This window comes from Bradyrhizobium sp. 186 (genome assembly GCF_023101685.1).
In the GTDB taxonomy this organism is placed as follows: Bacteria; Pseudomonadota; Alphaproteobacteria; order Rhizobiales; family Xanthobacteraceae; genus Bradyrhizobium.
Window position 1 is genome coordinate 9,605,092 of record NZ_CP082164.1, and the last position, 22,321, is coordinate 9,627,412.

General features: G+C 62.8%; 23 protein-coding genes and 1 tRNA gene. 7 read left to right on the forward strand and 17 right to left on the reverse strand.

Features of this window, described 5'->3' with window-relative positions; genetic code table 11:
* Positions 1-35 precede the first annotated feature (35 nt).
* From IVB18_RS45825 to IVB18_RS45835, 3 genes are all read left to right on the forward strand, one after another.
* A complete protein-coding gene (locus tag IVB18_RS45825) occupies positions 36-1,175 on the forward strand; it encodes a twin-arginine translocation signal domain-containing protein (protein ID WP_247986626.1) in 1,140 nt (379 codons plus the stop codon).
* A gap of 92 nt (positions 1,176-1,267) precedes the next feature.
* Positions 1,268-1,936 (forward strand): TRAP transporter small permease subunit, encoded by a 669-nt coding sequence (locus tag IVB18_RS45830; RefSeq protein ID WP_247986627.1) that lies wholly within the window; start codon positions 1,268-1,270, stop codon positions 1,934-1,936.
* Positions 1,933-3,684: a TRAP transporter large permease subunit gene (locus IVB18_RS45835; protein WP_247986628.1), complete on the forward strand. Its 1,752-nt coding sequence runs from the start codon at positions 1,933-1,935 to the stop codon at positions 3,682-3,684. The genes IVB18_RS45830 and IVB18_RS45835 overlap by 4 nt, the downstream gene beginning before the upstream one ends.
* A 717-nt stretch (positions 3,685-4,401) precedes the next feature.
* Here the strand turns inward: IVB18_RS45835 and IVB18_RS45840 are convergent.
* Both IVB18_RS45840 and IVB18_RS45845 read right to left on the reverse strand, forming a co-directional pair.
* Complete coding sequence (locus tag IVB18_RS45840; RefSeq protein ID WP_247986629.1) at positions 4,402-4,776, reverse strand: VOC family protein; 375 nt, start codon at positions 4,774-4,776, stop codon at positions 4,402-4,404.
* A gap of 12 nt (positions 4,777-4,788) precedes the next feature.
* On the reverse strand, positions 4,789-6,270 hold the full coding sequence (locus IVB18_RS45845; protein WP_247991889.1) for a multicopper oxidase domain-containing protein: 1,482 nt from the start codon (positions 6,268-6,270) through the stop codon (positions 4,789-4,791).
* A gap of 183 nt (positions 6,271-6,453) precedes the next feature.
* Here IVB18_RS45845 and IVB18_RS45850 point away from each other — a divergent pair, with 183 nt between their 5' ends.
* Positions 6,454-7,899: a multicopper oxidase domain-containing protein gene (locus IVB18_RS45850; RefSeq protein ID WP_247986630.1), complete on the forward strand. Its 1,446-nt coding sequence runs from the start codon at positions 6,454-6,456 to the stop codon at positions 7,897-7,899.
* Here IVB18_RS45850 and IVB18_RS45855 read toward each other — a convergent pair.
* Complete coding sequence (locus IVB18_RS45855) at positions 7,896-9,086, reverse strand: MFS transporter (RefSeq protein WP_247986631.1); 1,191 nt, start codon at positions 9,084-9,086, stop codon at positions 7,896-7,898. The genes IVB18_RS45850 and IVB18_RS45855 overlap by 4 nt on opposite strands.
* 6 nt (positions 9,087-9,092) lie before the next feature.
* A complete protein-coding gene (locus IVB18_RS45860) occupies positions 9,093-9,569 on the reverse strand; it encodes a DoxX family protein (protein ID WP_247986632.1) in 477 nt (158 codons plus the stop codon).
* 154 nt (positions 9,570-9,723) lie between these two features.
* Between IVB18_RS45860 and IVB18_RS45865 the strand changes: the two genes are divergently transcribed.
* A complete protein-coding gene (locus IVB18_RS45865) occupies positions 9,724-10,026 on the forward strand; it encodes a PadR family transcriptional regulator (RefSeq protein WP_247986633.1) in 303 nt (100 codons plus the stop codon).
* 22 nt (positions 10,027-10,048) lie between these two features.
* Positions 10,049-11,251 (forward strand): chromate efflux transporter, encoded by a 1,203-nt coding sequence (chrA, locus tag IVB18_RS45870; RefSeq protein ID WP_247986634.1) that lies wholly within the window; start codon positions 10,049-10,051, stop codon positions 11,249-11,251.
* Between the two features lie 267 nt (positions 11,252-11,518).
* Here chrA and IVB18_RS45875 read toward each other — a convergent pair.
* The 9 genes from IVB18_RS45875 to IVB18_RS45915 form a co-directional block, all read right to left on the reverse strand.
* A tRNA-Phe gene (locus IVB18_RS45875) sits at positions 11,519-11,594 on the reverse strand.
* Positions 11,595-11,780: 186 nt separating this feature from the next.
* On the reverse strand, positions 11,781-11,963 hold the full coding sequence (yacG, locus tag IVB18_RS45880; RefSeq protein WP_247986635.1) for a DNA gyrase inhibitor YacG: 183 nt from the start codon (positions 11,961-11,963) through the stop codon (positions 11,781-11,783).
* A gap of 154 nt (positions 11,964-12,117) precedes the next feature.
* Positions 12,118-12,747, reverse strand: coding sequence for a Maf-like protein (locus tag IVB18_RS45885; protein WP_247986636.1), 630 nt, complete (start codon positions 12,745-12,747; stop codon positions 12,118-12,120).
* 146 nt (positions 12,748-12,893) lie between these two features.
* The gene (locus tag IVB18_RS45890) at positions 12,894-13,361 is read right to left on the reverse strand and encodes a low molecular weight phosphatase family protein (RefSeq protein ID WP_247986637.1); all 468 of its coding nucleotides are present in this window, start codon (positions 13,359-13,361) and stop codon (positions 12,894-12,896) included.
* Between the two features lie 92 nt (positions 13,362-13,453).
* Positions 13,454-13,951, reverse strand: coding sequence for a UPF0262 family protein (locus tag IVB18_RS45895; protein ID WP_247986638.1), 498 nt, complete (start codon positions 13,949-13,951; stop codon positions 13,454-13,456).
* Positions 13,948-15,243 carry a histidinol dehydrogenase gene (gene hisD / locus IVB18_RS45900; protein ID WP_247986639.1) on the reverse strand — a complete coding sequence of 432 codons (1,296 nt, stop codon included), beginning with the start codon at positions 15,241-15,243 and terminating at the stop codon, positions 13,948-13,950. Before hisD ends, IVB18_RS45895 begins: the two co-directional genes overlap by 4 nt.
* A gap of 144 nt (positions 15,244-15,387) precedes the next feature.
* A complete protein-coding gene (locus IVB18_RS45905; protein WP_247986640.1) occupies positions 15,388-15,837 on the reverse strand; it encodes a DUF2948 family protein in 450 nt (149 codons plus the stop codon).
* An 85-nt stretch (positions 15,838-15,922) separates the two neighbouring features.
* On the reverse strand, positions 15,923-16,582 hold the full coding sequence (locus tag IVB18_RS45910; RefSeq protein ID WP_247986641.1) for an epimerase: 660 nt from the start codon (positions 16,580-16,582) through the stop codon (positions 15,923-15,925).
* Positions 16,583-16,608: 26 nt separating this feature from the next.
* Entirely contained in the window at positions 16,609-17,547 is a 939-nt protein-coding gene (locus IVB18_RS45915; RefSeq protein WP_247986642.1) for an SDR family oxidoreductase, read from the reverse strand.
* Positions 17,548-17,635: 88 nt separating this feature from the next.
* Between IVB18_RS45915 and IVB18_RS45920 the strand changes: the two genes are divergently transcribed.
* The gene (locus IVB18_RS45920) at positions 17,636-18,277 is read left to right on the forward strand and encodes a TetR/AcrR family transcriptional regulator (RefSeq protein ID WP_247986643.1); all 642 of its coding nucleotides are present in this window, start codon (positions 17,636-17,638) and stop codon (positions 18,275-18,277) included.
* A 204-nt stretch (positions 18,278-18,481) separates the two neighbouring features.
* Here the strand turns inward: IVB18_RS45920 and IVB18_RS45925 are convergent, their stop codons facing one another.
* The 4 genes from IVB18_RS45925 to IVB18_RS45940 all read right to left on the reverse strand — a co-directional run bounded on the left by IVB18_RS45925 (position 18,482) and on the right by IVB18_RS45940 (position 22,311).
* Positions 18,482-19,306 (reverse strand): alpha/beta hydrolase, encoded by an 825-nt coding sequence (locus tag IVB18_RS45925; protein WP_247986644.1) that lies wholly within the window; start codon positions 19,304-19,306, stop codon positions 18,482-18,484.
* 123 nt (positions 19,307-19,429) lie between these two features.
* The gene (locus IVB18_RS45930) at positions 19,430-19,945 is read right to left on the reverse strand and encodes a hypothetical protein (protein WP_247986645.1); all 516 of its coding nucleotides are present in this window, start codon (positions 19,943-19,945) and stop codon (positions 19,430-19,432) included.
* Positions 19,946-20,180: 235 nt separating this feature from the next.
* On the reverse strand, positions 20,181-20,489 hold the full coding sequence (locus tag IVB18_RS45935; RefSeq protein WP_247986646.1) for an EthD family reductase: 309 nt from the start codon (positions 20,487-20,489) through the stop codon (positions 20,181-20,183).
* Between the two features lie 115 nt (positions 20,490-20,604).
* Complete coding sequence (locus IVB18_RS45940; protein WP_247986647.1) at positions 20,605-22,311, reverse strand: FAD-dependent oxidoreductase; 1,707 nt, start codon at positions 22,309-22,311, stop codon at positions 20,605-20,607.
* Between the last annotated feature and the right edge of the window lie 10 nt (positions 22,312-22,321).

Below are 22,321 nucleotides of genomic sequence, written 5' to 3' on the forward strand. Positions count from 1 at the left end.
GCAAGGGATCGCTATTCCAAGTGGAGGAGGAAACCATGACCAAATCAAACAAGGGCAGCACTTCCAGCCGCCGCCGCTTTCTCAAGGTCGCTGCCGCGGGAGCCGCCGCGACGGTAGCCGCGCCGATGATCGCTAGCGCGCAGGGACCAGTCAGTATGCGCTTTCAGAGCACCTGGCCGTCGAAGGATATCTTCCACGAATACGCACTCGACTACGCCAAGACGGTCAACGACATGACCGGCGGCGACCTCAAGATCGAGGTGCTTCCCGCTGGCGCCGTGGTGCCCGCGTTCGGGCTGATCGATGCCGTGTCGAAAGGCACGCTCGACGGCGGCCATGGCGTGCTGGTCTACCACTACGGCAAGCAGAACGCGCTGGCGCTGTGGGGTTCGGGTCCGGGCTACGCCATGGACGCCAACATGCTGCTCGCCTGGCACAGGTGGGGCGGCGGCAAGGAGCTTCTCGCCAAGCTGTATGCATCGCTCGGCCTGAACGTGGTTTCGTTCCCCTACGGTCCGATGGCAACGCAGCCGCTCGGCTGGTTCAAGAAACCGGTCACCAACGTCGACGACTTCAAAGGCATCAAATTCCGCACCGTCGGCATCTCCATCGACATGTTCACCGCCATGGGCGCCGCGGTGAACGCGCTGCCCGGCGGCGAAATCGTGTCGGCGATGGACCGCGGCCTGATTGATGCAGCAGAGTTCAACAATGCCTCGTCGGACCGTCTGCTCGGCTTCGCCGACGTCTCCAAGGTCTGCATGCTCCAGAGCTACCACCAGAACGCCGAGCAGCTCGAAATCACCTTCAATAAGACCAGGTACGATGCGCTGCCAGACAAGATGAAGGCGATCATTGCCAATGCGGTGACCGCCGCTTCACAGGAGATGCAGTGGAAGGCGATCGACCGCTACTCGAAGGACTATGTCGAGTTGCAGACCAAGGACAAGGTGAAGTTCTACAAGACGCCGGATTCAGTCCTCAAACGGCAGCTTGAGATCTTCGATGACATCGTGAAGAAGTACTCGGCGACAAATCCGCTGTTCAAGGAAATCGTCGAATCGCAGATCGCGTTTGCCAGCCGGGCGACTCAATGGGAACAGGACACCGTCGTCAACCGCAAGATGGCGTTCGACTACTACTTCGGGCCGAAAGGGACCGCGAAGAAGACCTGACGGCATATTGAACCGGCAAAGCCCCGTTCGGGACGACGACCGGATGGTGCTTTGTCATTTCAATGTTTCCTCGGATTGATCGGCGGCGACCAATGACGGTCCAGAGATTCCTGCTCATTGTCGACGAAATCAGCACGTGGTGCGGCAAGGCCGCGGCCTGGCTGATCATCTTGCTGATGGCCGTCGTCTGCGTCGAAGTGTTCAAGCGCTACATCATGAACATGCCCACGGCGTGGATCTTCGATCTCGATAACATGCTGTACGGAACCGCGTTTATGCTGTGCGGCGCCTACACGCTGGCGCAGAACGCCCATGTCCGCGGCGACTTCCTTTACAGCTCGATGCGACCGCGTATGCAGGCGTCGCTGGACATCGTGCTATATGCGGTTTTTTTTATCCCTGGTATCGCCGCCCTCATATACGCGGGCTTCGACTACGCCGCCGATTCGTGGAGGATCGCGGAGCATTCGAATGTCACAGCAGACGGGCCGCCGGTTTATCACTTCAAGTCCATGATCCCCATCGCCGGCGCGCTGGTGATGCTGCAAGGCATCGCCGAGATCGTGCGTTGCGTCGTCTGCCTGCAGACCGGCGAATGGCCCAACCGACTCAAGGACGTCGCGGAGATCGACGTCATCGAGCAGCAACTTGCGCACAGCGAATATGTCGATGAAGAGTCGCGCAAGCTCGCCATCGAGCGGGCGCATGAAATCGACGAGAGTGCGCGCCAGCGCGGTATGGGCGGGGACCTGAACACATGAGCGATCCGGCACTCGGGCTCTTGATGCTCACGCTCATCGTGGTTGTGATCATGATGGGCTTCCCGACAGCGTTCACGCTGATGGGCCTGGGCATATTTTTTGGCTACATCGCGTTCTATGACCCGACGCATTCCTGGGCCGACAACCGCGTGTTCGATTTGATGGTTGAACGCACCTATGGCGCCATGACCAACGACGTCCTGATCTCCATCCCGCTGTTCGTGCTGATGGGCTACGTGATGGAGCGCGGCGCGCTGGTCGACAAGATGTTCTACTCGATCCAGCTCGCGTTCCGCCGCGTGCCGGCTTCGCTTGCGGTCGCGACCCTGATCGTCTGCACGTTTTGGGGGATCGCGAGCGGCCTTGTCGGCGCGGTGGTGGTGCTGATGGGCGTCATCGCATTTAATCCCATGCTCAAGGCTGGATACGACGTGAAGCTCGCCTCCGGCGTCATCACGGCGGGCGGCACGCTCGGCATTCTGATCCCGCCGTCTGTGATGATCATCGTCTATGCTGCGGTCGCCGGTCAGTCGATCGTCAAGCTGTACGCGGCGGCGATGTTCCCCGGCTTCTTTCTGTCGTTCCTATATCTCATTTACATAGTCGCCTGGGCGATGATCAATCCGAAGATCGCCCCGCCATTGCCGGAGGACCAAACGAAGGTTCCGGTGCCGGCATGGCTGTCGAGGTTCGAGGACACCTACCGTTCGCAAACGATCCTGATCTCGCTGATCAAGGGGCTGCTCTCGCCGTCGAGGGTAAGGCAAATCGACGCGGAAGGCCGTCCGGTCAGCTACTGGATGCTGCTCTCGAGCTTCGGTTACGCGCTGGTGCCGTTTGTGATCGTCGCCGGCACGTTGGCCACCGTATGGTGGTACGTCGTCATTCACCAGCAGGCTCCCATCGAACTCGCGGTAACCGGCGTGCAGCAATTGGGCACACCGGAGCTGGTTACGGGCGAGGCCACGCCCGCTGAACTGGGACCAGGACTCGAATTCTACCTCTGGTTCTGGGGCATCACGGCGGTTTGTGCGCTGTTGCAGGTCCGTTACTACTGGCGGTTCAACGCCGAGCGGCTCTCGATCGTGAAACTGCTGACCTCGTCGACCATGCCGCTCGGCATTCTCACCGTCGTCGTACTCGCCGTAATCCTGTTCGGAATCTGCACCGCGACCGAGTCCGCCGCCGTTGGCGCCTTTGGCGCTTTCTTGCTGGCGGTGCAAGCCCGCACGCTCAACTGGGAACGCACCAAGCAGGCGGTGTTTCTGACCGCCAAGACCACGGCCATGGTGTGCTGGCTGTTCGTCGGCTCGGCGCTGTTCTCGGCGGTGTTCGCGATTCTCGGCGGGCAGGCGCTGCTCGAGCGATGGGTACTATCGTTCGACATGTCGCCGGTGTCGTTCATGCTCCTGTCGCAGGCGATCATCTTCGTGCTCGGTTGGCCGCTGGAATGGACCGAGATCATCATCATCTTCGTGCCAATCTTCCTGCCGATGCTGAAGCACTTCAACATCGACCCGATCCTGTGGGGGACACTGGTGTTCGTGAACCTGCAGGCGGCGTTCCTGTCGCCGCCGGTCGCGATGTCGGCGTTCTACCTCAAAGGCGTGGCCCCGAAGCACGTCACGCTCAACCAGATTTTTGCCGGCATGATGCCCTACATGCTGATCGTCATCCTGTGCATGGTGATCATGTATGTCTGGCCCGGCATGACGCTGTGGCTGCCGAACTATCTGTACGGAAGTTGAGGCGTAGCGGGGGGCACCGGGCGCTTGTCACACGGAAATGTTGCCCAAGGAGGGGAATCACACGCAACCACCGACACGCGGTTGGTAGCCGAGACGTTTGCTCTCCGAGCAAAGGTCACACGTTCGAATCGTGTCGGGTGCGCCAGATTTTCTTTATTTTGGAGCGCGATATGCGCCCTCGGACTTGGGCACTGCCTGATTCCAGCGAGTAAGCAATATGGAGGAAAATCGTCGCCGAGTGCAGAAAGCTTGGCAACTGACGATGTCGGCCGAAAGGTCGCTGGCCCAAGACCAACGATCGATTCCATAAAAAGTTGGATTGGCGCTCTCGGGCAGCCGAACCCGCGATACCTCATTCGATCTTTCGCGTGAGCATTTCGTGAGCCCATGAGCGAGCTCAGCTCGAAAGTCCACGAACCTTAGGTCGGGCGAAAGCAACCGTTGCGGAGACCCGAAAGAGGGCGCGTTTTCGGCGCCGCCCTCGTACCGCGGGGCGCAATCGCCATTGCCAGACCAACTCGCCTCCGTCTCCCACCTATGTGGTTCGTATCGTGAAGCGCCCGGCTAACGTTGGTTCAGTTCGGCTCAGATTTTGCAGGTTCAGATAGCGGACACGCCGACCACAGGCAAAGGTGCACGAACCACCATCGGGCGGCAGCCAGGTCGGATCTGTACTGACGCGCCGTTCTTTCGCATGCAGCGTGTTCCTGCCACACATTAATGCGCCGGCTGAAACAGCTCGATCGGATTGCCTGACGGGTCCTCAAGTAGAATTTGCGAACCGCCTACCCCTTTCAGTATTTCATTGCGAAAGTTCAGCCCGCTTGTGCGCAATCGATTTGCTTCCGACTCAATGTCGTTGACCATAAGCAGGATCCGGTTCCAGCCTCCGGGGGCCGGATGCCGGCCATCTGGCATTGCGCGCGCCCCGGAACTGCCCGGACCGCTCAGCAACAATCGCAGGCTTTCGCGGGTAACGGAAGCAAAGGCCGGCCGGGCATCCTGCTCGAGCGTGAAGCCGAGATGCGTGACGTAGAATTCAATCGACGCGGCGACATCCTCCACAATGTAGCGGACGCTTACGTTGGTCATTTTGGCCTCCTTTCAGGCGCACACATATTGTCCCATCATCCCGGCATCCTCGTGTTCGAGGATGTGACAGTGATACATGAAGGGATGCTCCCGCGTCGCGGGACGATTGAAGGCAACCAGAAGTTCGGCCTTGTCCTCGACGAGAACCACATCCTTCCACCCTGCCAGATGAGCAGGCGGTGGCGCGCCCGCGAGCGACAGAATCCGAAATGACGCGCCGTGCACATGAAACGGATGAGCCATGCCGATCGAGACGATCTCCCAGACTTCCAGCGTGCCAAGCTTGGTATCGGCGTCGATACGCGCCAGGTCATGGGTCTTGCCGTTGATGCACATGCCGGGAAGCATGCCCATTTCCGTCGGCCGTTGACCTCCGCATATCCCGCTGTCCAGCACCAACTGACGGCGGCGAACAGCCTTGGTTGAATCGGCTGTAGCAGGCTCAACGAGGCGCGCTGGAAAATCTCTTACTGTTCCTACCGCCGGCGTTGGTTCAAAACGCAGGATCGAGACAAAATCGCCACTTCCATCCGGCGACACCGCACCAAAGATACCCATGAGCGTGTCAGGGCCAGTCTCAAGCATGACTGGTTTGCGGTCGGCGAAATCGACAAGGATTTCGAAACGCTCCGCGGGAGAAGCCCTGAGCTGGTTCATCGTGACCGACGCTGAAAGGAATCCGGCGTCTGACGCTACGACGCGAAACTCGCGACCATCGCTGAACCGCAGGTCGAAATTTTGCGCGTTGGCTGCATTGAGAATTCGCAGCCGCACCAAACTGCATGGGACCTGAGCGACGGGGTGAACCACGCCATTGACGATGATGGTGCTGCCCCGGCTGCCATACTGGATCGTTTGGGGATCGGGAGCGCGATCGTACAGAAGCGACCCGTCGGTATCGAACGATCGATCCTGAATGATTATGGGCAGATCGTCGATACCGTACGTGCGCGGCAGACCGAGGTTGGTGTCCGAGCCGTCGTCGACAATGATCAGTCCGGTGAGACCCATATAGATTTGCCGGGCCGTATCATGGTGCAGATGAGGATGGAACCATGCAGTTGAAGCTGGCTGTTCAATCCTGAGTCTCGGGCGCCACATACCGCCTGACTTGATGATCTGATGCGGCCCGCCATCAACGTCTCCTGGCACCAGAAGCCCGTGCCAGTGCACTGTCGTGTCAACGTCAAGCGCATTCTCGACCGTCATCTCCACCTCATCGCCACGTCGGAGGCGGATGGCCGGTCCAAGAACGGGACCCGAATAGCCGTAGGAATGCGTCGGCTTGCCCTTGATGAAGGCGTGCCGTCCGGAGGCGGCCTTCAATTTTACCGCGTTCCCCTGCTTGGCCGCATCGATCAGCGGAGGGATGGGCAGGCGCCTTGTGAAATGCACCGACTCGCCTTGCGCGAGGTGGGCGCCGATGAGGCTGCCCGCGAGGCCACCCGAAACAATTGCGGCGGATCCGTTCGTAAATTGGCGTCGGGTCAGCATCGATTGCAAAACTCGCCTTCATTCCATTCGAACCGGTCTGACGTAGTACCACAGAAGGTGCCGTCAGTATCTTTGGCCCGCTGCCGGGGACCGGCCAGTAAACGCCACGTGCTTTGACCGACGGTATCGGGAACCGATAATGACAGCAGGCGGTTCTTTTCGCCTGGCAAAGGAGAGAGCAGGATGACATTTTCGACTTACCGCTTGCCGCCGCGCTCTCTTGATCAAGACTCTTTGCGGGAAACGCGCTTCAGTCGTCGTGAATTGCTGCTGGGAGCCGGCACTGCGGGTCTCGCAGCGGTCATGAACCGCCCCTGCTACCCGCAAGCCGCGGCGCCGTCTGCCGACCACACCATCCGGATTGCCCCGATCTCGCTGGAAATAGGGCCGAACAAGGTCATCCAGACCACAGGCTACAACAATACGGTGCCAGGACCGCCGCTTCGTCTCAAGGAAGGCTCCCCGGTGGCCATCAACGTGGTCAACGATTCCGGCTATGCTAATCTGATCCACTGGCATGGACTGTTCGTCCCACCCCTTCAGGACGGCGCAGTAGAAGAGGGTTCGCCGATTATCCCGCCGGGGGAAGCGCTGCTTTACAGCTTCACACCGAAACCGGCCGGCACGCGATGGTACCACAGCCACGCCATGGCGATGACTGATCTCAATCGCAGCACGTATTCGGGCGAGTTCGGTTTCCTCATCATCGATCCGGCGGCGGGCGATCCCGGTCGATATGACCGTGAGGTCATGCTCGCCGCCCATCATTGGGAAGGCTCCTGGGTGAGTATGCAGGACATGCACAAGGGGCCACCGCCCGACAACGGATTGGAGGCTATGTACCGTTCGGCTACTCTCGGGGACCGGATGCTGGGGCACGGTGAGCCTATTCGCGTGCGCCAGGGAGAACGGGTGCTGTTCCGCGTGCTGAACGCCAGCGGCAGCATGGGCATTTCACTTGCGCTGTCAGGGCACTGGTTCACGGTTGTCGCGCTGGACGGCAACCCCGTGCCGGCGCCAACAACCGTCGACGTCTTGAAGCTGGACGTGGCCGAGCGTGCGGACGTCATCGTGGAAATGAACAATCCTGGCGTTTGGGTCTTTGGATCGACGGACGACGAAGACCGCAACATGGGTATGGGCGTCATCGTGGAGTATCAGAATCGAAGCGGAGGGCCGGTCTGGTCCCCTCCCCCAAAGACAGCTTGGGACTACACCACATTCGGTCGAAGCGGTCCGGCCGCTGCACCGGACGAGACCATCGACTTGAAATTCGAGAAGATCCCGGGCGGCCGCGGCGGCTACAACCGCTGGACCATCAACGGCAAATCCTGGCCGGATACCAACCCGTTATTCACCGTGCAGCGCGGCAAGCGCTATCGCCTTGTCATGAACAATAACAGCGGCGATGAGCATCCCGTTCACCTGCATCGGCACAGTTTCGAGGTCACCAAGGTTGGCGGCAAATCCACGTCAGGGCTCATGAAGGACACGATCAGCATGCAGCGCTACTCCACGGCGGAGATCGACTTTGTGGCCGACAATCCCGGCAATACCCTGTTCCATTGCCATCATCAGGACCACATGGACGAGGGTTTTGCAGGACTGATCACCTATGTGAAGAGCTAAGCCTCTTGGCGCGGCGATGGCTCCTGTCGTTTGGCGATCACAAACAGCGGCAAGGAGATGAGCTGGGCGAAGACCGCAAATGCGACCAGCGCCACACGCGATTGGTCATAGAGCAGCCCTGTCGCGACGCTGCCGATCAGCCATCCCGCTCCATACCCCGTATAAAAGAGACCGAAAGCAAAGTTGCGTTTGCCTTCCGGCAGCACGCTGGCCACCACCGCCTTGAACAAGGTGTCCTGGGTCGCATATCCGATGCCCCACAACACCATGCCTGAGAGGAGCGCCGGGAAGCCGCCGAGGAACACAAGGGGCGAAAAGAGCGAAGACAAAAAGACGGCGACCAGCAGGGTTGACAGTGGGGCTCTGTCGTAGAGTTTCCCGAGAACGAGACTGGCGATCACGCCGCATCCCGTGGAGAACGCCAGAAGAACCGGTATCGAAGGTCCGCCGACAACCTTGGCGTTGGCCAGGTGATAGGCAACCAGTTCGTAGCTCATCAGGCCGGCAGCGAAGCATGCTGCCGCGACCATGTAGAGCCAGTATGACCGGTTCAATCCGCTCGCCTGCGCCGTCCTTCCCTCTTCCAGGCGTGATGGGACCGGAAAGTTGATGCGCGCGACGGTCAATGCGCCGAGCGCGAGCACACTCGAAGTCAAAAGCAGCGCGTATCCGGTCCGATAGTCCCCGTGCAACAAAAGGACCAGCGCGATGATCAGGGGGCCAAGCGTGGCGCCGGTCTCATCGAGCGCGGTGTTGACCGCATATACCCATCCTTTGCCGTGCTTGCCGGTCGTATAGGAGAGCATGGCCTCGACGGTGGGCTTGCGGATGGCGCGGCCGATGCGCTCGGCAAGGACAAGGAGAGCCGCGACCTGCCAGTTGCCGACGAGCGCCATGGCGGGAACGGCGAGCAAGTTGATGGCGTAGCCGACAAACGTGACAAGCCAGTAGCGCCCGGTCCTGTCGGCGATGTAGCCGGAGACGGAACGTAAGGCATAGCCCAGAAATTCGCCGAGACCCGCGGTGATGCTGACGACGGTGGCACTCGCTCCGAGCGAAGCCATGAATTGGCCATTGATGGCCCCGCCGCCCTCATAGGTCATGTCGCCGAACAAGTTCACCACGCCCATCGTCAGCACGAAGTTGAAGGCAGGCGACGAGCCGATCGAGAGGCGGGATCTGGCCATGGCGCCCTATCCCGTCCTTAGCCCATCAATCGACCACGGCCCGGCGCCCACCATGGCAAGATAGATGCAGCCGAGCAGCATGGTGAGATCGGCGCGCGCTTCGTGCATCATGCTCCAGAAGCCGGTGCGATTGATGTCGCTGGCCAGATGGAAAATCCAGACATCGTGTCCGAGCAGGATCGGAAGTTTGGTTGAGATCAGCGCCACGATCATGATGATGATCAGTGGAATTGCGGCGAGACGGGTGAAAAGCCCAATGATGATGAGCAAGCCGCATACGGTCTCGACGACGCCGACAAAAGGCCCCATCAAATCGGGCAAGGGAATCCCGATCCTGGCGAAGCGTCCCGCTCCCAAGATGTCCGGGAAAACCAACTTCTGAATGCCTTCCGGCAGGAAGACGGCAAGACCGACCGAAAGCCGCACCACGATGGTCCAGCCGGAAGCGTCGGAGTGGAAGATATCAGCCCATTTTATTGTCATCCGTGATGTCGCAATTTGATTTTCACTGCCAGAGGTCTTTTCTGCCGGTTAATGAACCCAATATCGTCTACGCTAAGGGCGGAAACGCTTGGCTACAGTATCGGTTCCCGATATCGTCCGTCGATATTTGGGAAGAATCGCATGAATCTGGACAATGAAGTTCGACGACCTCCTTACAGGCTTTATCCGGCTTCACATCCTGCATCACGCGGCAGAGATGGAAATCTACGGGCAGTGGATGATCGACGAGTTGGCGCGCCATGGCTACCGGCTCAGCCCCGGAACCCTCTACCCGATGCTTCATCGGATGGAACGCAAGGGGTATCTCACATCGCGCGTGCAGCGCGAGGGGCGCGTCGCGAGGAAGCTGTACAAAGCAACCAAACTGGGCAAGCAGGGACTTGCGCTTGCAAAGGTTCGGGTTCGGGAATTTACGGGCGAAGCAATGAAGCGTTGACGCTCATTGTCGGTGCTTCGCAATGAGCGGTGACGCTTCCGAAGGTCGCCTCAGTGAGGTCTTCACAGCATTCCTGAAGCTGGGCCTGACGTCTTTTGGCGGCCCCATCGCCCATCTCGGATACTTCCGCGACGAGTTGGTGGTGCGGCGCAAATGGCTTGACGAGACGGCCTATGCCGACCTGGTTGCGCTCTGTCAGTTTCTGCCCGGACCGGCCTCCAGCCAAGTCGGCTTTTCCCTCGGCATTTTGCGCGGCAATGGCATCTTGGGGGGCCTTGCGGCGTGGGTCGCCTTCACCACGCCCTCGGCCCTGATCCTGTTCGCCTTTGCGATGGGCGCAGCCGCGTTAACAGGACCGGTCGCCGAAGGTTTCCTGCACGGCCTCAAGCTCGTCGCTGTCGCAGTGGTCGCGCAAGCCATCTGGGGCATGGCGCGGAGCCTCACACCCGATCGATCCCGCACTGGCATTGCGCTTGCCGCGGTTGCGATCGTCATGCTTTTCGCTGGATCGTTCGGGCAGATCGCGGCGATCGGGCTTGGTGCGTGCTTAGGTCTTTGGCTCTGCCGGGGAGATGTCGCGCCGGTTTCCGGACATTTGAATTTTCCGGTCAGCCGGCGAGCAGGCATCATCACGCTCTTTCTGTTCGCAGCGCTTCTCTTGATCCCTCCATTCGTCGTCACTGCGACCGGCTCTCAGGCGCTCGCCCTGTTCGATGCATTCTACCGCTCGGGCGCACTCGTCTTTGGCGGCGGCCACGTTGTGCTGCCTCTGCTTCAGGCTCAAGTCGTTACGCCGGGATGGGTCAGCAACGAGGCTTTTCTCGCCGGTTATGGGCTGGCGCAAGCGGTGCCGGGACCGCTCTTCACCTTTGCCGCCTATCTTGGGGCAGTGATGGGCCCTCCGCCGAACGGTCCTGCCGGTGCTGCCATTGCCCTCGTCGCGCTGCTCCTTCCGGGCATGCTGCTCGTCTATGGCATGTTGCCGTTTTGGGATGCGATGCGCACACGGCCCGCCGCTCAGGCCGCCATGCGCGGCACCAACGCAGCCGTGGTCGGCATTCTCGGTGCGGCACTCTACAACCCGGTCTGGACCAGCGCAGTCTTGACCCCGCGCGATTTTGCGCTCGCGCTCACGGGCTTCCTGCTGCTCACCGTTTGGAAGCTGCCGCCATGGATCGTGGTGGTGCTCCTGGCTGGTGCCGGCACCTTGTCGCAGCTCATCTGAACATCGTTCTTAATGGAGATTCCATGGCCAGCGATCCCGTGATTGAACCCGCCGCGCTGCCCGATCTCGGCATGGTCCGCGTTCTTGACCTGCGGGAAGCGGCAAGCTTCGAGGCGGCTCATCGAAAAGATGCGACGCGTGTCCCAATCGAAGTCTGGGAAGCTGCGGCGAAGTCGGGAGAGACCTCCTTCGAGAACATTGGCTATTCGGAACACGCCATAGCCGCTAATCGTACAAGATCGTGCTCCGGCGTGGAAAAGCGTAGTTTGGTGCCCAGGGGCGGAATCGAACCACCGACACTGCGATTTTCAGTCGCATGCTCTACCAACTGAGCTACCTGGGCGTGCTCCAAGAGAGGGGCCAAGGCCCATCGAGCGGGCGGTTTATAGTGGGCCGAAGGCTGCCTGTCCACCCACGCTTCGCTTGTCGCTTCGCCGGGCGCGGCCCGGCTGTGCACAAGCTGGGGCGGGGCCGGGATGGCGTGGCCGGAAGCGTCGCTGCGGCCCAATAACCATATGATAATACGGAGTTATTCAACGTCGTCCGTCTCGTCATCCCGGCCCGGGATGACGTAGGAGCCTTTCAGCCAGCGGTTCAGGTCGACGTCGCGGCAGCGGGGCGAGCAGAACGGACGGGTGGCCTGCGCCTGCGGCTTGCCGCAGATCGGGCAGGTTTTGAGGGGACTAGCGGGCGTTTTGGCTTGGTCGTTCATGATCGGGGCAGCGTACACGAGGTGAGGGAGTCCAAGCGCCTGTCGGCAAAGGGGTTCCAGGGCGGCGGCAGATCGATCCGAGGCCGCCTCCCCGCGGGCCAATTCTACTTTGCATGGGGTTGTTTTCGAGATTTTTGTTGGCGCCGCTTCGCGCTCACACGCCGACGGCGTTGAGCCAGCCGAAACGGATCGGGAAGCCTTCGCCGCCGAGCAGCGTGGTGGTCTCGTAGAGCGGCAGGCCGACGACGTTGGTGTAGGAGCCGACCATCTTCACCACGAAGGAGCCGGCGATGCCCTGCACGGCGTAGCCGCCGGCTTTGCCGCGCCATTCGCCGGAGCCGATATAGGCCTGGATGTCGTCTTCCGAGAGGCGCTTGAAGCGCACGCGGGTCTCGACCAGGCGCTGGCGGAAGGCCTCGCGCGGCGTGACGAGACAGATCGCGGTGTAGACGCGGTGGTTGCGGCCCGATAGCAGTCGCAGGCACTGCGCGGCCTCGTCGACGAGGTTGGCCTTGGGCAGGATGCGGCGGCCGACCGCCACAACAGTGTCGGAGGAGAGGATGAAGGCGCCGCGCAGCTCGTCGTCGAGCTGGACCGATTTCAGCGCCGCGTCGGCCTTGGCGCGGGCGAGGCGGTTGGCGCAGGCGCGCGGCAGCTCCCCCCGCTTCGGCGTCTCATCGACGTCGGCGGGCCGGAGCGCGTCCGGCTCGATGCCGGCCTGGTTGAGCAGCGACAGGCGCCGCGGCGAACCGGAGGCAAGAACGAATTTGGGGCGGCCAAGCATCAGGTGATTTGGGGGATGAAGCAGGGGGTGAATTGCGCGCGGAACCTATCGGAAGGGGGCTGATTTCACAACCCGGGAACCCGGACTTTACTGATTCGACGGGCCCAGGATGCGTGTGCCTGCCGTCTGCGACGCCGGCACGGCTTTCACTCGCTCGCCGCGCCCACCTTGGCGAACCGCTTGCGGATGCGCAGCAGGAGCTGGTCGCAGACGTCGCGGTAGGCGGCGAGCTTCTGGTCGCGGCTGCCTTCGATGCCGGTCGGATCCTGCGTCGGCCAGTATTCGACGTCGGCGGCGAGCGTGCGGGTCAGCTCCAGCGCCTTATGGTGCGCCTCCGGCGACAGCGTGATGATGAGGTCGAAATTCAGCCCCTCCCAGTCTTCCAGCTCCTCGAAGGTCATTGCCTTGTGGGTGGAGATGTCCTGACCGAGCTCGGCCATCACGGTGACCGCGAAGGGATCGAGCTCGCCCTTCCTGGCGCCGGCCGACTTCACGTAGAGGCCTTGCGGGAACATGTGCCGCAACAGGCTCTCGGCCATCGGCGAGCGCACGCTGTTCATCGCGCAGGCGAACAGCACCGATTGCGGATCGCGTGCGCGTGGCGGACCCGCCATCGCGCTTAGCCTTCTTTAATAGAGGGCATGGCCTTGTCGGAAAACCGCTGCACACTTTGCGCTAACGCGGCCATGCTGGTCCCGGCCATGCCCTAGCCCTTCCAGTGCAGAACAGTGATGAGCGTGAACAGCCGGCGCGAGGTCTCGAAATCGACCCGCACCTTGCCCTTCAGCCGCTCCTGCAGCGTGCGCGATCCCTCGTCATGGATGCCGCGGCGGCCCATGTCGATGGCTTCGATCTTGTCCGGCGTCGCGGTGCGGATCGCCTGGTAGTAGCTGTCGCAGATCATGAAATAGTCCTTCACGATCCGCCGGAACGGCGTCAGCGACAACAGATGCGCGACCACGGGCGTAGCGTCCTCGCGGCGGATGTCGAACATCAACCGGTTGCCGGTGATGCCGATATGAAGCGTGAACGGGCCCTGCCCATCCGCACCATCGGGCGCGAACAGGTTCTGCTCGATCAAATCGTAGATCGCAATCGCGCGCTCGTGCTCGATGTCGGGCCCGGAACGGCCGATCGAGTCCTCGTCGAGAGTGACCGCGACGATGCGATTGTTCGAGTCGTCCTGTTCGGGCGGCTTGGTCATGACAGATTGAGGCGCAATCCAATCGAGCGCGAATGGGCATCTAACCCCTCCGCCTTGCCGAGAATCATCGCGGCCGGGCCCAGCGCACGAAGCTGATCCGGGCCGCATTTCAGGATCGAGGTACGCTTGATGAAATCGTGCACCGAGAGCCCCGAGGAGAACCGCGCCGAGCGCGCCGTCGGCAGCACGTGGTTGGAGCCGCCGACATAATCGCCGATCGCCTCCGGTGTATGCGCGCCGAGGAAGACCGCGCCGGCGTTGCGGATCTTTGCGGCGAGCGCGTCCGGATCCGCCGTCATGATCTCGAGATGCTCGGCTGCGATGGCGTCGGCCAGCGGGATAGCGTCGGCAAGATTCTTCACCATGATGATGGCGCCGAAATCGGCCCAGGAGGCGCCGGCGATCACGGCGCGAGGCAGCGTCTTCAGCTGCGCTTCGACGGCCTTCTCGACGTCGGCGGCGAGGCGCGCGGAATCGGTGATCAGGATCGATTGCGCGCTGGCATCGTGCTCGGCCTGCGCCAGCAGATCCGCGGCGATCCAGTCGGCGTTGCCGGTGTCGTCGGCGATGACCAGCACCTCGGAGGGACCGGCGATCATGTCGATGCCAACTTTGCCGAACACCAGCCGTTTCGCGGCGGCAACATAGGCATTGCCGGGGCCGACGATCTTTGCGACCGGCGCGATGGTCGCGGTGCCATGGGCGAGCGCGGCCACCGCCTGCGCCCCGCCGACGCGATAGATCTCGGTGACGCCACCGAGCTTTGCTGCCGCCAGCACCAGCGGATTGAGCTTGCCGTCGGGCGACGGCACCACCATCACCAGGCGCGCAACGCCGGCGACTTTTGCGGGCACCGCGTTCATCAGCACCGAGGACGGATAGGCCGCGGTGCCGCCGGGCACGTAGAGGCCGGCGGATTCGATCGCAGTGTAGCGCCAGCCGAGCTCGACGCCGAGCGGGTCGGTGAAGCGCTCGTCCTTCGGCAGCTGGCGGGCGTGATAGGTCTCGATGCGGTCGCGCGCGAGGTTGAGCGCATCCAGCGTCGCGGCATCGCAGGCCTTCACCGCAGCCTCGATCTCGCCGGCCGTGACGCGCAAGGAGGCCGCATCCAGCGTCAGCCGGTCGAATTTTTGCGTCGCCTCGAGCAGGGCGGCATCGCCCCGCTTCGCCACGTCATCGACGATGGCACGCGCGGCGGCCTCGACGTCAGCCGAGATCTCGCGCTTGGCGGCGAGGAAGGCCGCAAATCGCTGGTCAAAATCGGCGCTGCTGCGGTCGAGGCGAACGGGCATTTTGCAATGGTCTTTTGGCTGGTTTCTTGGGGGCGGATCGGCGTCACAAGACCCCCTGCTCAATGGCGCGGCGGCCCTCCGCCGTCAACCCTTGGGAGGTGTCGTCTCGGCCAGGGCTGGATTGTGGCATACGGTATGCGCCCCTTATGCCTCCCCCTCGATCCCTAGCCCCGTCCCCAGCTCATCCGCCCCAAGATCGGTCAGCGCGCATTCCAGGCACTCGACGTCGAGGCGGACGGCGCCGCCTTGGGCAAACAGGAGCAGCGCGCTGCCGCCGGGCTCATCGTCGCGGCCGCCCTCGGGGTGAAACTCGATGCCGACGAGGTCCAGGACCTTGTCCGGCGCGGCAAGGTCGATATTGCGCGATTTGCAGGCGAGCACGCGGTCGAAGCGGAGCGCTGCGACCAGCCGGCGTGGTTCGGCCTCGCCTTCCAGAGTCTGTTCCCAGTCCAGCCGGCTCATGCCGACCACCAGCCGCTTCTCGCCCTGCCGCCAGATGATGTCCGAGGTCTGGACCCGGGCGTCCTGGACTTGGGTGGAGATCACGGCGAGGTCGTCGGCGTCGAGCGCAATCAGTTTGAGCTGGGGAGACATCGCCGGGACTCTCTTTCGGAGACGGTGGGTTCGGTGGCGGATAGGACTCAACGCGCGCCAGCGCGGAAATATCCGCGAAAACTACCTAGAGGCTATTGATATCCTCCATCTCCAGCATCTTCCGCGGATAGCCTTCCCGGGCGACATGGATCATGGCGCGGCCGATCTGCTCGGTCGAGGTGACGAGCCTGGGCGAGAGACGGCGCAATACCGACCACAGCGGCCAGGTCGCTGCGTAGACGGCCTGCACCCAGGCGGTCCTGGAGCGGGCGCCGTGCAAAGGCTGGATCGCGCCGGGCCGGAACATGTAGGCAGCCTTGAACGGCAGCTTGAGGAGGTCGTTCTCGGTCTTGCCCTTGATCCGCGCCCACATCCGCGATCCCTGCTCGGTGGAATCGGTGCCGGCGCCGGTAACGTAGGTGAAAATCATCTGCGGATTGAGCCTGGCCAGCGTCGTCGCCGCGGCGAGCGTGAGGTCGTAAGTGAGACGGCGGTAGCGTTCCTCGCTCATGCCGATCGAGGAGACGCCGAGGCAGAAGAAGCAGGCATCGAAGCCGGTGAGCTGCGCTTCGATCGCCGAATAATCCAGGAAGTTGTCGTGGATGATCTCGACGAGCTTGGCATTACGCACGCCGGTCAGGCTGCGGCCGACCACGAGCACGCGGTCGATGCCGGGATCGATCAGGCACTCGCGCAAAACGCCCTGCCCGACCATGCCGGTCGCGCCGAAGATGATCACCTGCATCGGGACGTCCCCAACGGCGTCGCGGCTCATGCGGCGGCCACGATCTCGTCGAAGGATACACCGGTCAGCGTCGTCGAGACATCCCACAGCATCGCGGCGGCGGCGAAATCCTTCGCCTGCGGCATGATCTTCGCCGGCACCGGCGGTCCTTTCAGTTCATAGAACCAGTTCGGACCGTAATAGCCGCCGGGCTCCGCGGCCGGAGAGGTCGCAGCGAACAGGGTGGGCAGCGCGCCCTCCGTGGCGGACTGGCTGATATAGGGTTGCAACAGCCGGCCGACCCGCCACGACAGGGTGTTGGCGCCCGGACCGTTCGGAATGAGATCGGTGCGCGCGTAGCCGGGATGCGCGGCGAGGCTCATCACACCCCAGCCTGCGGCGTCGCTGTGGCGCTGCAACTCAAGCGAAAACATCAGCATCGCTAGCTTGGACTGGCAATAGGCGCGCCAGGGACGATAGGAATGCTTGCTTTGCAGATCGTCGAAATTGATCGCGCCGGAGCGGTGGGCAAGGCTGGACAGATTGACGATGCGCGCGGCCCTCGCACGGCGAAGCTGCGGCAACAGGCGCGCCGTCAGCGCGTAATGGCCAAAATAGTTGATGCCGAGCTGCATCTCGAAACCGTCCTCCGTCTGCTGCCGTTTCGGCAGCGCCATCACACCGGCATTGTTGACGAGGAGATCGAGCTGCTCGTTGCCGGCGGCAAAGCGCCTGGCGAAATCGGCCACGGAAGCGAGACTTGCGAGATCCAGATGCTCATAGGCGATCAGCGCGTTGGGAAAGCGGTTGCAAATGCCCTCGATCGCCCGCAGGCCCTTTGCGTCGTTGCGCCCGGTGAGTATGACGATGGCACCGGCGCCCGCCAGCGCCAGTGCCGTCTCGTAGCCGAGGCCGCCCGTGGCCCCGGTGACGACGGCGGTCTTGCCGCTGAGGGAGGGGATGTCCGCCGTGGTCCAGTCCGTCATTCCATATCTCCAGGCTATCAGGGGGTGGAAAAGGCCCGCGACCGGTCTAAATGTGCACTTAGTGCAACTTTGCAAGAGGTGAAGGAATTTGAAGGCTTCGAAGCACACCGCCAAACGCGCCAAGCCATTGCCTTCGGGAGAGAAACCGCCGGCAATGCCGGGCCTGCGTCAGCGCAAGCGCCAGCAGACCCGCGAGCGGCTGACCCGCGCGGCGATGGCGCTGTTTCTCGAGCGCGGCTTCGAGGCCACGACCATCGACGACATCGCGGCTGCGGCTGACGTGTCGCGCCGCAGCTTCTTCCATTATTTCGCGTCCAAGGAGGACGTGGTTGCCGCCTGGCAGGAGGACGCCGCGAGCGCACTGGTCGCCGAGATTGTCGCAAGGCCTGCGGACGAACCCATGCTGACGGCGGCGGAGAATGCGATCGCAGCGGCGGTCAAGCGGGTCGATCCGACCGGGGCCGCAGCGATGTCGCGGCTCAAGCGCGACAATCCCGCGCTTCAGGCCCGCGACCAGCTCAAATACGAAAAGCTCGAGCGGGCCTTCGTCGAAGGACTGACTCAACGGTCTGGGCGCAAGTCGGACCGGCTGAAGGCGCGGCTCGTCGCCATGATCGCCACCGGCGCAATCCGCGTCGGCGGCGAGAGCTGGCTTGGCGAAGGCACGCGCGACAAGCCGGAGACTTTCGTGAAGCGAACGTTCGACGCGATCAGGGAGATATTGAAGTGAATGTTTTCTTCCTTCTCCCCTTGTGGGAGAAGGTGGCGCGAAGCGCCGGATGAGGGGTTCTATCCACGAGCACAAATGCGAGAGATTCGTTTGCGGAAACAACCCTTCACCCGTCTCGCCGCTGAGCGGCGAGCCACCCTCTCCCACAAGGGGAGAGGGCAAGAGAGCGTCGCCGATTGAACGCTCCAATCAACTCCTCGCAGCTCACCCCTTGAAAAACGCCAGCAGGTCCGCGTTGATCGTCTCCGCATGCGTCGTCGGCATGCCGTGCGGAAAGCCCTTGTAGGTTTTCAGCGTGCCGTTCTTCAGAAGCTTCGCCGACAGCGGCGCGGAATCGGCGTAGGGCACGATCTGGTCATCGTCGCCGTGCATCACCAGCACGGGCACGTTGATCTTCTTCAGGTCTTCGGTGAAGTCGGTTTGCGAGAACGCGACGATGCCGTCGTAATGCGCCTTCGCACCACCCATCATGCCTTGCCGCCACCAGTTCTGGATCACCGCTTCCGACGGCTTCGCGCCCGGGCGGTTGTAGCCGTAGAACGGGCCGGCGGCGATGTCGCGGTAGAAGCTGGATCGGCCGGCGGCGAGTTGGACCTGGAAATCGTCGAACACGCTCTTCGGCAGGCCGCCGGGATTGGCTGCCGTCTGCACCATCAGCGGCGGCACCGCCGAGAGGATCGCGGCCTTCGCCACCCGGCTCTCGCCGTGACGGGCGATGTAGTGCACGACTTCGCCGCCGCCGGTGGAGTGACCGACGTGAATCGCGTTCTTCAGGTCGAGATGCGCGGTCACGGCCGCGAGGTCGTCGGCATAGTGATCCATGTCGTGGCCATCGGCGACCTGCGACGAGCGGCCATGGCCGCGGCGGTCATGGGCGATGACGCGGTAGCCGTGAGTCACGAAGAACATCATCTGCGCGTCCCAATCGTCGGACGACAGCGGCCAGCCATGGCTGAACACGATCGGCTGGCCACTTCCCCAATCCTTGTAGAAGATCTCGACACCGTCTTTGGTGGTGATGGTGGGCATTGGAAAGACTCCTTCAGTTAGAGACGTCATTCCGGGGCGCGCACCAGCGCGAACCCGGAATCCAGAGGTTGTGGAATGAGATTCCGGGTTCATCGCTGCGCGATGCCCCGGAATGACGAGGTGTCAGCGATCGGCGAACGCCATCGGCCTGAAGCGGCGCCAGGCGCCGACGGTCAGCACCACGAAGAACATCAGCACGATGCCCTGCACCACCGCGAACACCGGGCCCGCAGGCGGCGCCGGCGGCACGGCCGGTGCGAGCGCCTGGAGAGCCGGCACCTTCAGGAACGACTGGATCACCAGCACGAAGACGTTGAAATAGAGCGAGATCATCGCGGTCACGATGTAGACCGGACGCCAGACGCCCGCGAGCTTCATGCCGTAGAGCGCGATGCAGGCGATCGCGAGCAACACCAGCGAGATGATGCCGATGATATGCGACGGCAGCAGCTCCTTGAACGGAAACAGGAAGCCGGTGGCGCTGGTGAGGATCGTGAACAGGAGGAAGATCCCGGTGAGGCCCGGCATCGGCTTCGAGCCGAGCAGGCCGAACATCACGACGAGGCCGGCAACGATGGCGATCAGGCTGATGATGACATGGACCATCGTGAAGGCGGGCAGGCTCAACCCAAGGACCATGGCATCTCTCCTACTCTCTGCATTGAGATCAGGTGAATGGTATTACGGCCCTCATCGGATTTCCATATGCGTTGTCGCCACCCGCATGCGCGAAGCCATGCATCGTCGTGCGAATCGACAAACGCATGCTTGAATACTTTGCATCGCTGTCACAAACGACGGCAGGCCTTCGACGAAAGTTGAATCCAATTCGGCAAGAGCGGCCCGCGATGTACGGGCCGCCCTCGCATGCGTCTCACACTTCCTTGGTGTCGAAGATCAGCAGGTCGGCGCCGCCGCTGGCGAATTTCGGCACGTCAGCGGCGGTCGCCTTGCCTTCTGCGCTGCCGAATGCCGCCTGGATGTCGGCCACGCTGTTGAAGGTGAGAATGGCGACGAGGTGGACTCCGGAAGGTCCGGCGGGGGAGCCGACCGGCCCCTTGCTGACGGCATATTTCTTCAGCCCGGGAAGTTTTTTGGCGAGCGGAATGTGGGTCTCGGCATAGTACTTGTCGAAGGCCGCAGCATCCTTGGGCGTCTTGTAGAGCACGACGATTTCAGCCATTTAGTCCTCCCTTGAACCTTGTTGTGTTTAGACCCTGATGGTGAGGAGATAGTCTGCATGACGCGGCACAATGGCAAGTCAGATTCGTCTTGCCATCTGCTTGTCTTCTGCTTGGCTAAAGCGCCGGTTTTGCGGCGTCGCCGAGATAGCCGTGCAGGGACGCCACGACCTGCGCGCCCTCGCCGATGGCGCCGCCGACGCGCTTGACCGAGCCGGAGCGGACGTCGCCGACGGCATAGACGCCGGGCACGGAGGTTTCGAGCGGGGCAACGAGCCGGCCCAAATTCTGCTCGGACTGCGCGCCGGTGACGACGAAGCCGCCGCGATCGAGCGTCACGCCGCAGCCGTCGAGCCAGCCGGTGGCGGGATCGGCGCCGACGAACAAAAAGAGATTGCGGATGTCGGCAGAATCCTCGTCGGTCGACAGTCGGCTCTTCCAGCGGATGCGCCGCAGCAGCGAGGCCTCGTCACCCTCGAGCGCCGTGATCTCGGTGTTGAAGAGCAGCTCGATGTTCGGCGTCGCTTCGATGCGCTCGATGAGATAGCGCGACATGCTGGCCCCGAGGCCGCCGCCGCGGATGATCATCAGCACTTTCTTCGCGTGGCCCGACAGGAAAACTGCCGCCTGGCCCGCCGAATTGCCGGCGCCGACCAGCGCCACCTCTTCTCCGGCGCAGAGCCGCGCCTCCACCGGCGAGGCCCAGTACCAGACGCCGCGGCCCTCGAACTTGTCGAGGTTCTCGATCTCCGGCCGACGATAGCGCGCGCCGCTCGCGACCACGACGGCGCGTGAGCGCAGCAGGTCGTCGCCGTCGAGCGCCACCGAAAATGCGCCGTCGGCGCGCGTGCAGTCGAGCGACCTCACCGTCACGGGAATCATGATATCGGCGCCGAACTTCTGCGCCTGATTGAAGGCGCGCGCCGTCAGCGCCTGCCCTGAAATCCCGGTCGGAAAGCCAAGGTAGTTTTCGATGCGCGCGCTGGCGCCGGCCTGGCCGCCAAAGGCGCGGGTATCGAGCACTGCAACCGAAAGCCCTTCGGAGGCGGCATAAACCGCCGTCGCGAGCCCCGCCGGTCCGCAGCCGACGATCGCGACGTCGTAGATGCGATCGTTGCGCGGGCCACCGATCATGCCGATCGCACGCGCAAGCTCGGTCTCGCCCGGGTTGCGCAGCACCGTGCCACCGGCGGTGACGACCAGCGGCCAGTCTTCAGGCTTGGGCGAATAGCGCGCGATCACCTCGGCGGCGTCGTGCTCGCTGTCGGGATCGAGCAGATGATGCGGCTGGCCGTTGCGGGTGAGAAAACCCTGCAACCGCACCACGCCGGCCGAATGCGACGGCCCGATCAGCACCGGACCGCCGACACCGCCCTGGATCAGGCTGACCCGGCGCAGGATCAGCGCACGCATGATGCGCTCGCCGAGTTCGGCCTCGGCGACGAGCAGCGCGCGCAGGCGGTCCGGCGGCAGCAGCAGCGTCTCGACATCGCCCTCGGCGCGGCCATCGACCAGCGCGGGCCGGCCGGAGAGCTGGCTAAGTTCGGCCAGAAACTGGCCCGGCCCCTGGTCGATCACCGGGGTGACGTGACCGAGCCCGTCGCGCTGGATGATGGCGACGTGGCCTTTCAACACCACGAACATGCCCGGCCCCGGCTTGCCGGTCTCGAACAGCAGCTCGCCATGCGAATAGGTGCGGAGCTCGCCGAAATGCCGCATGCGCTCGATCTCGGCGGGCGTCAGCGTCGGAAATGTCTGTTCAGGGCGAGAGAACCGCGGCATCCGCGCGTCCGCATCGGTTCGTTCCGGTTCGTCCTGCCCCATCGTCACTCTC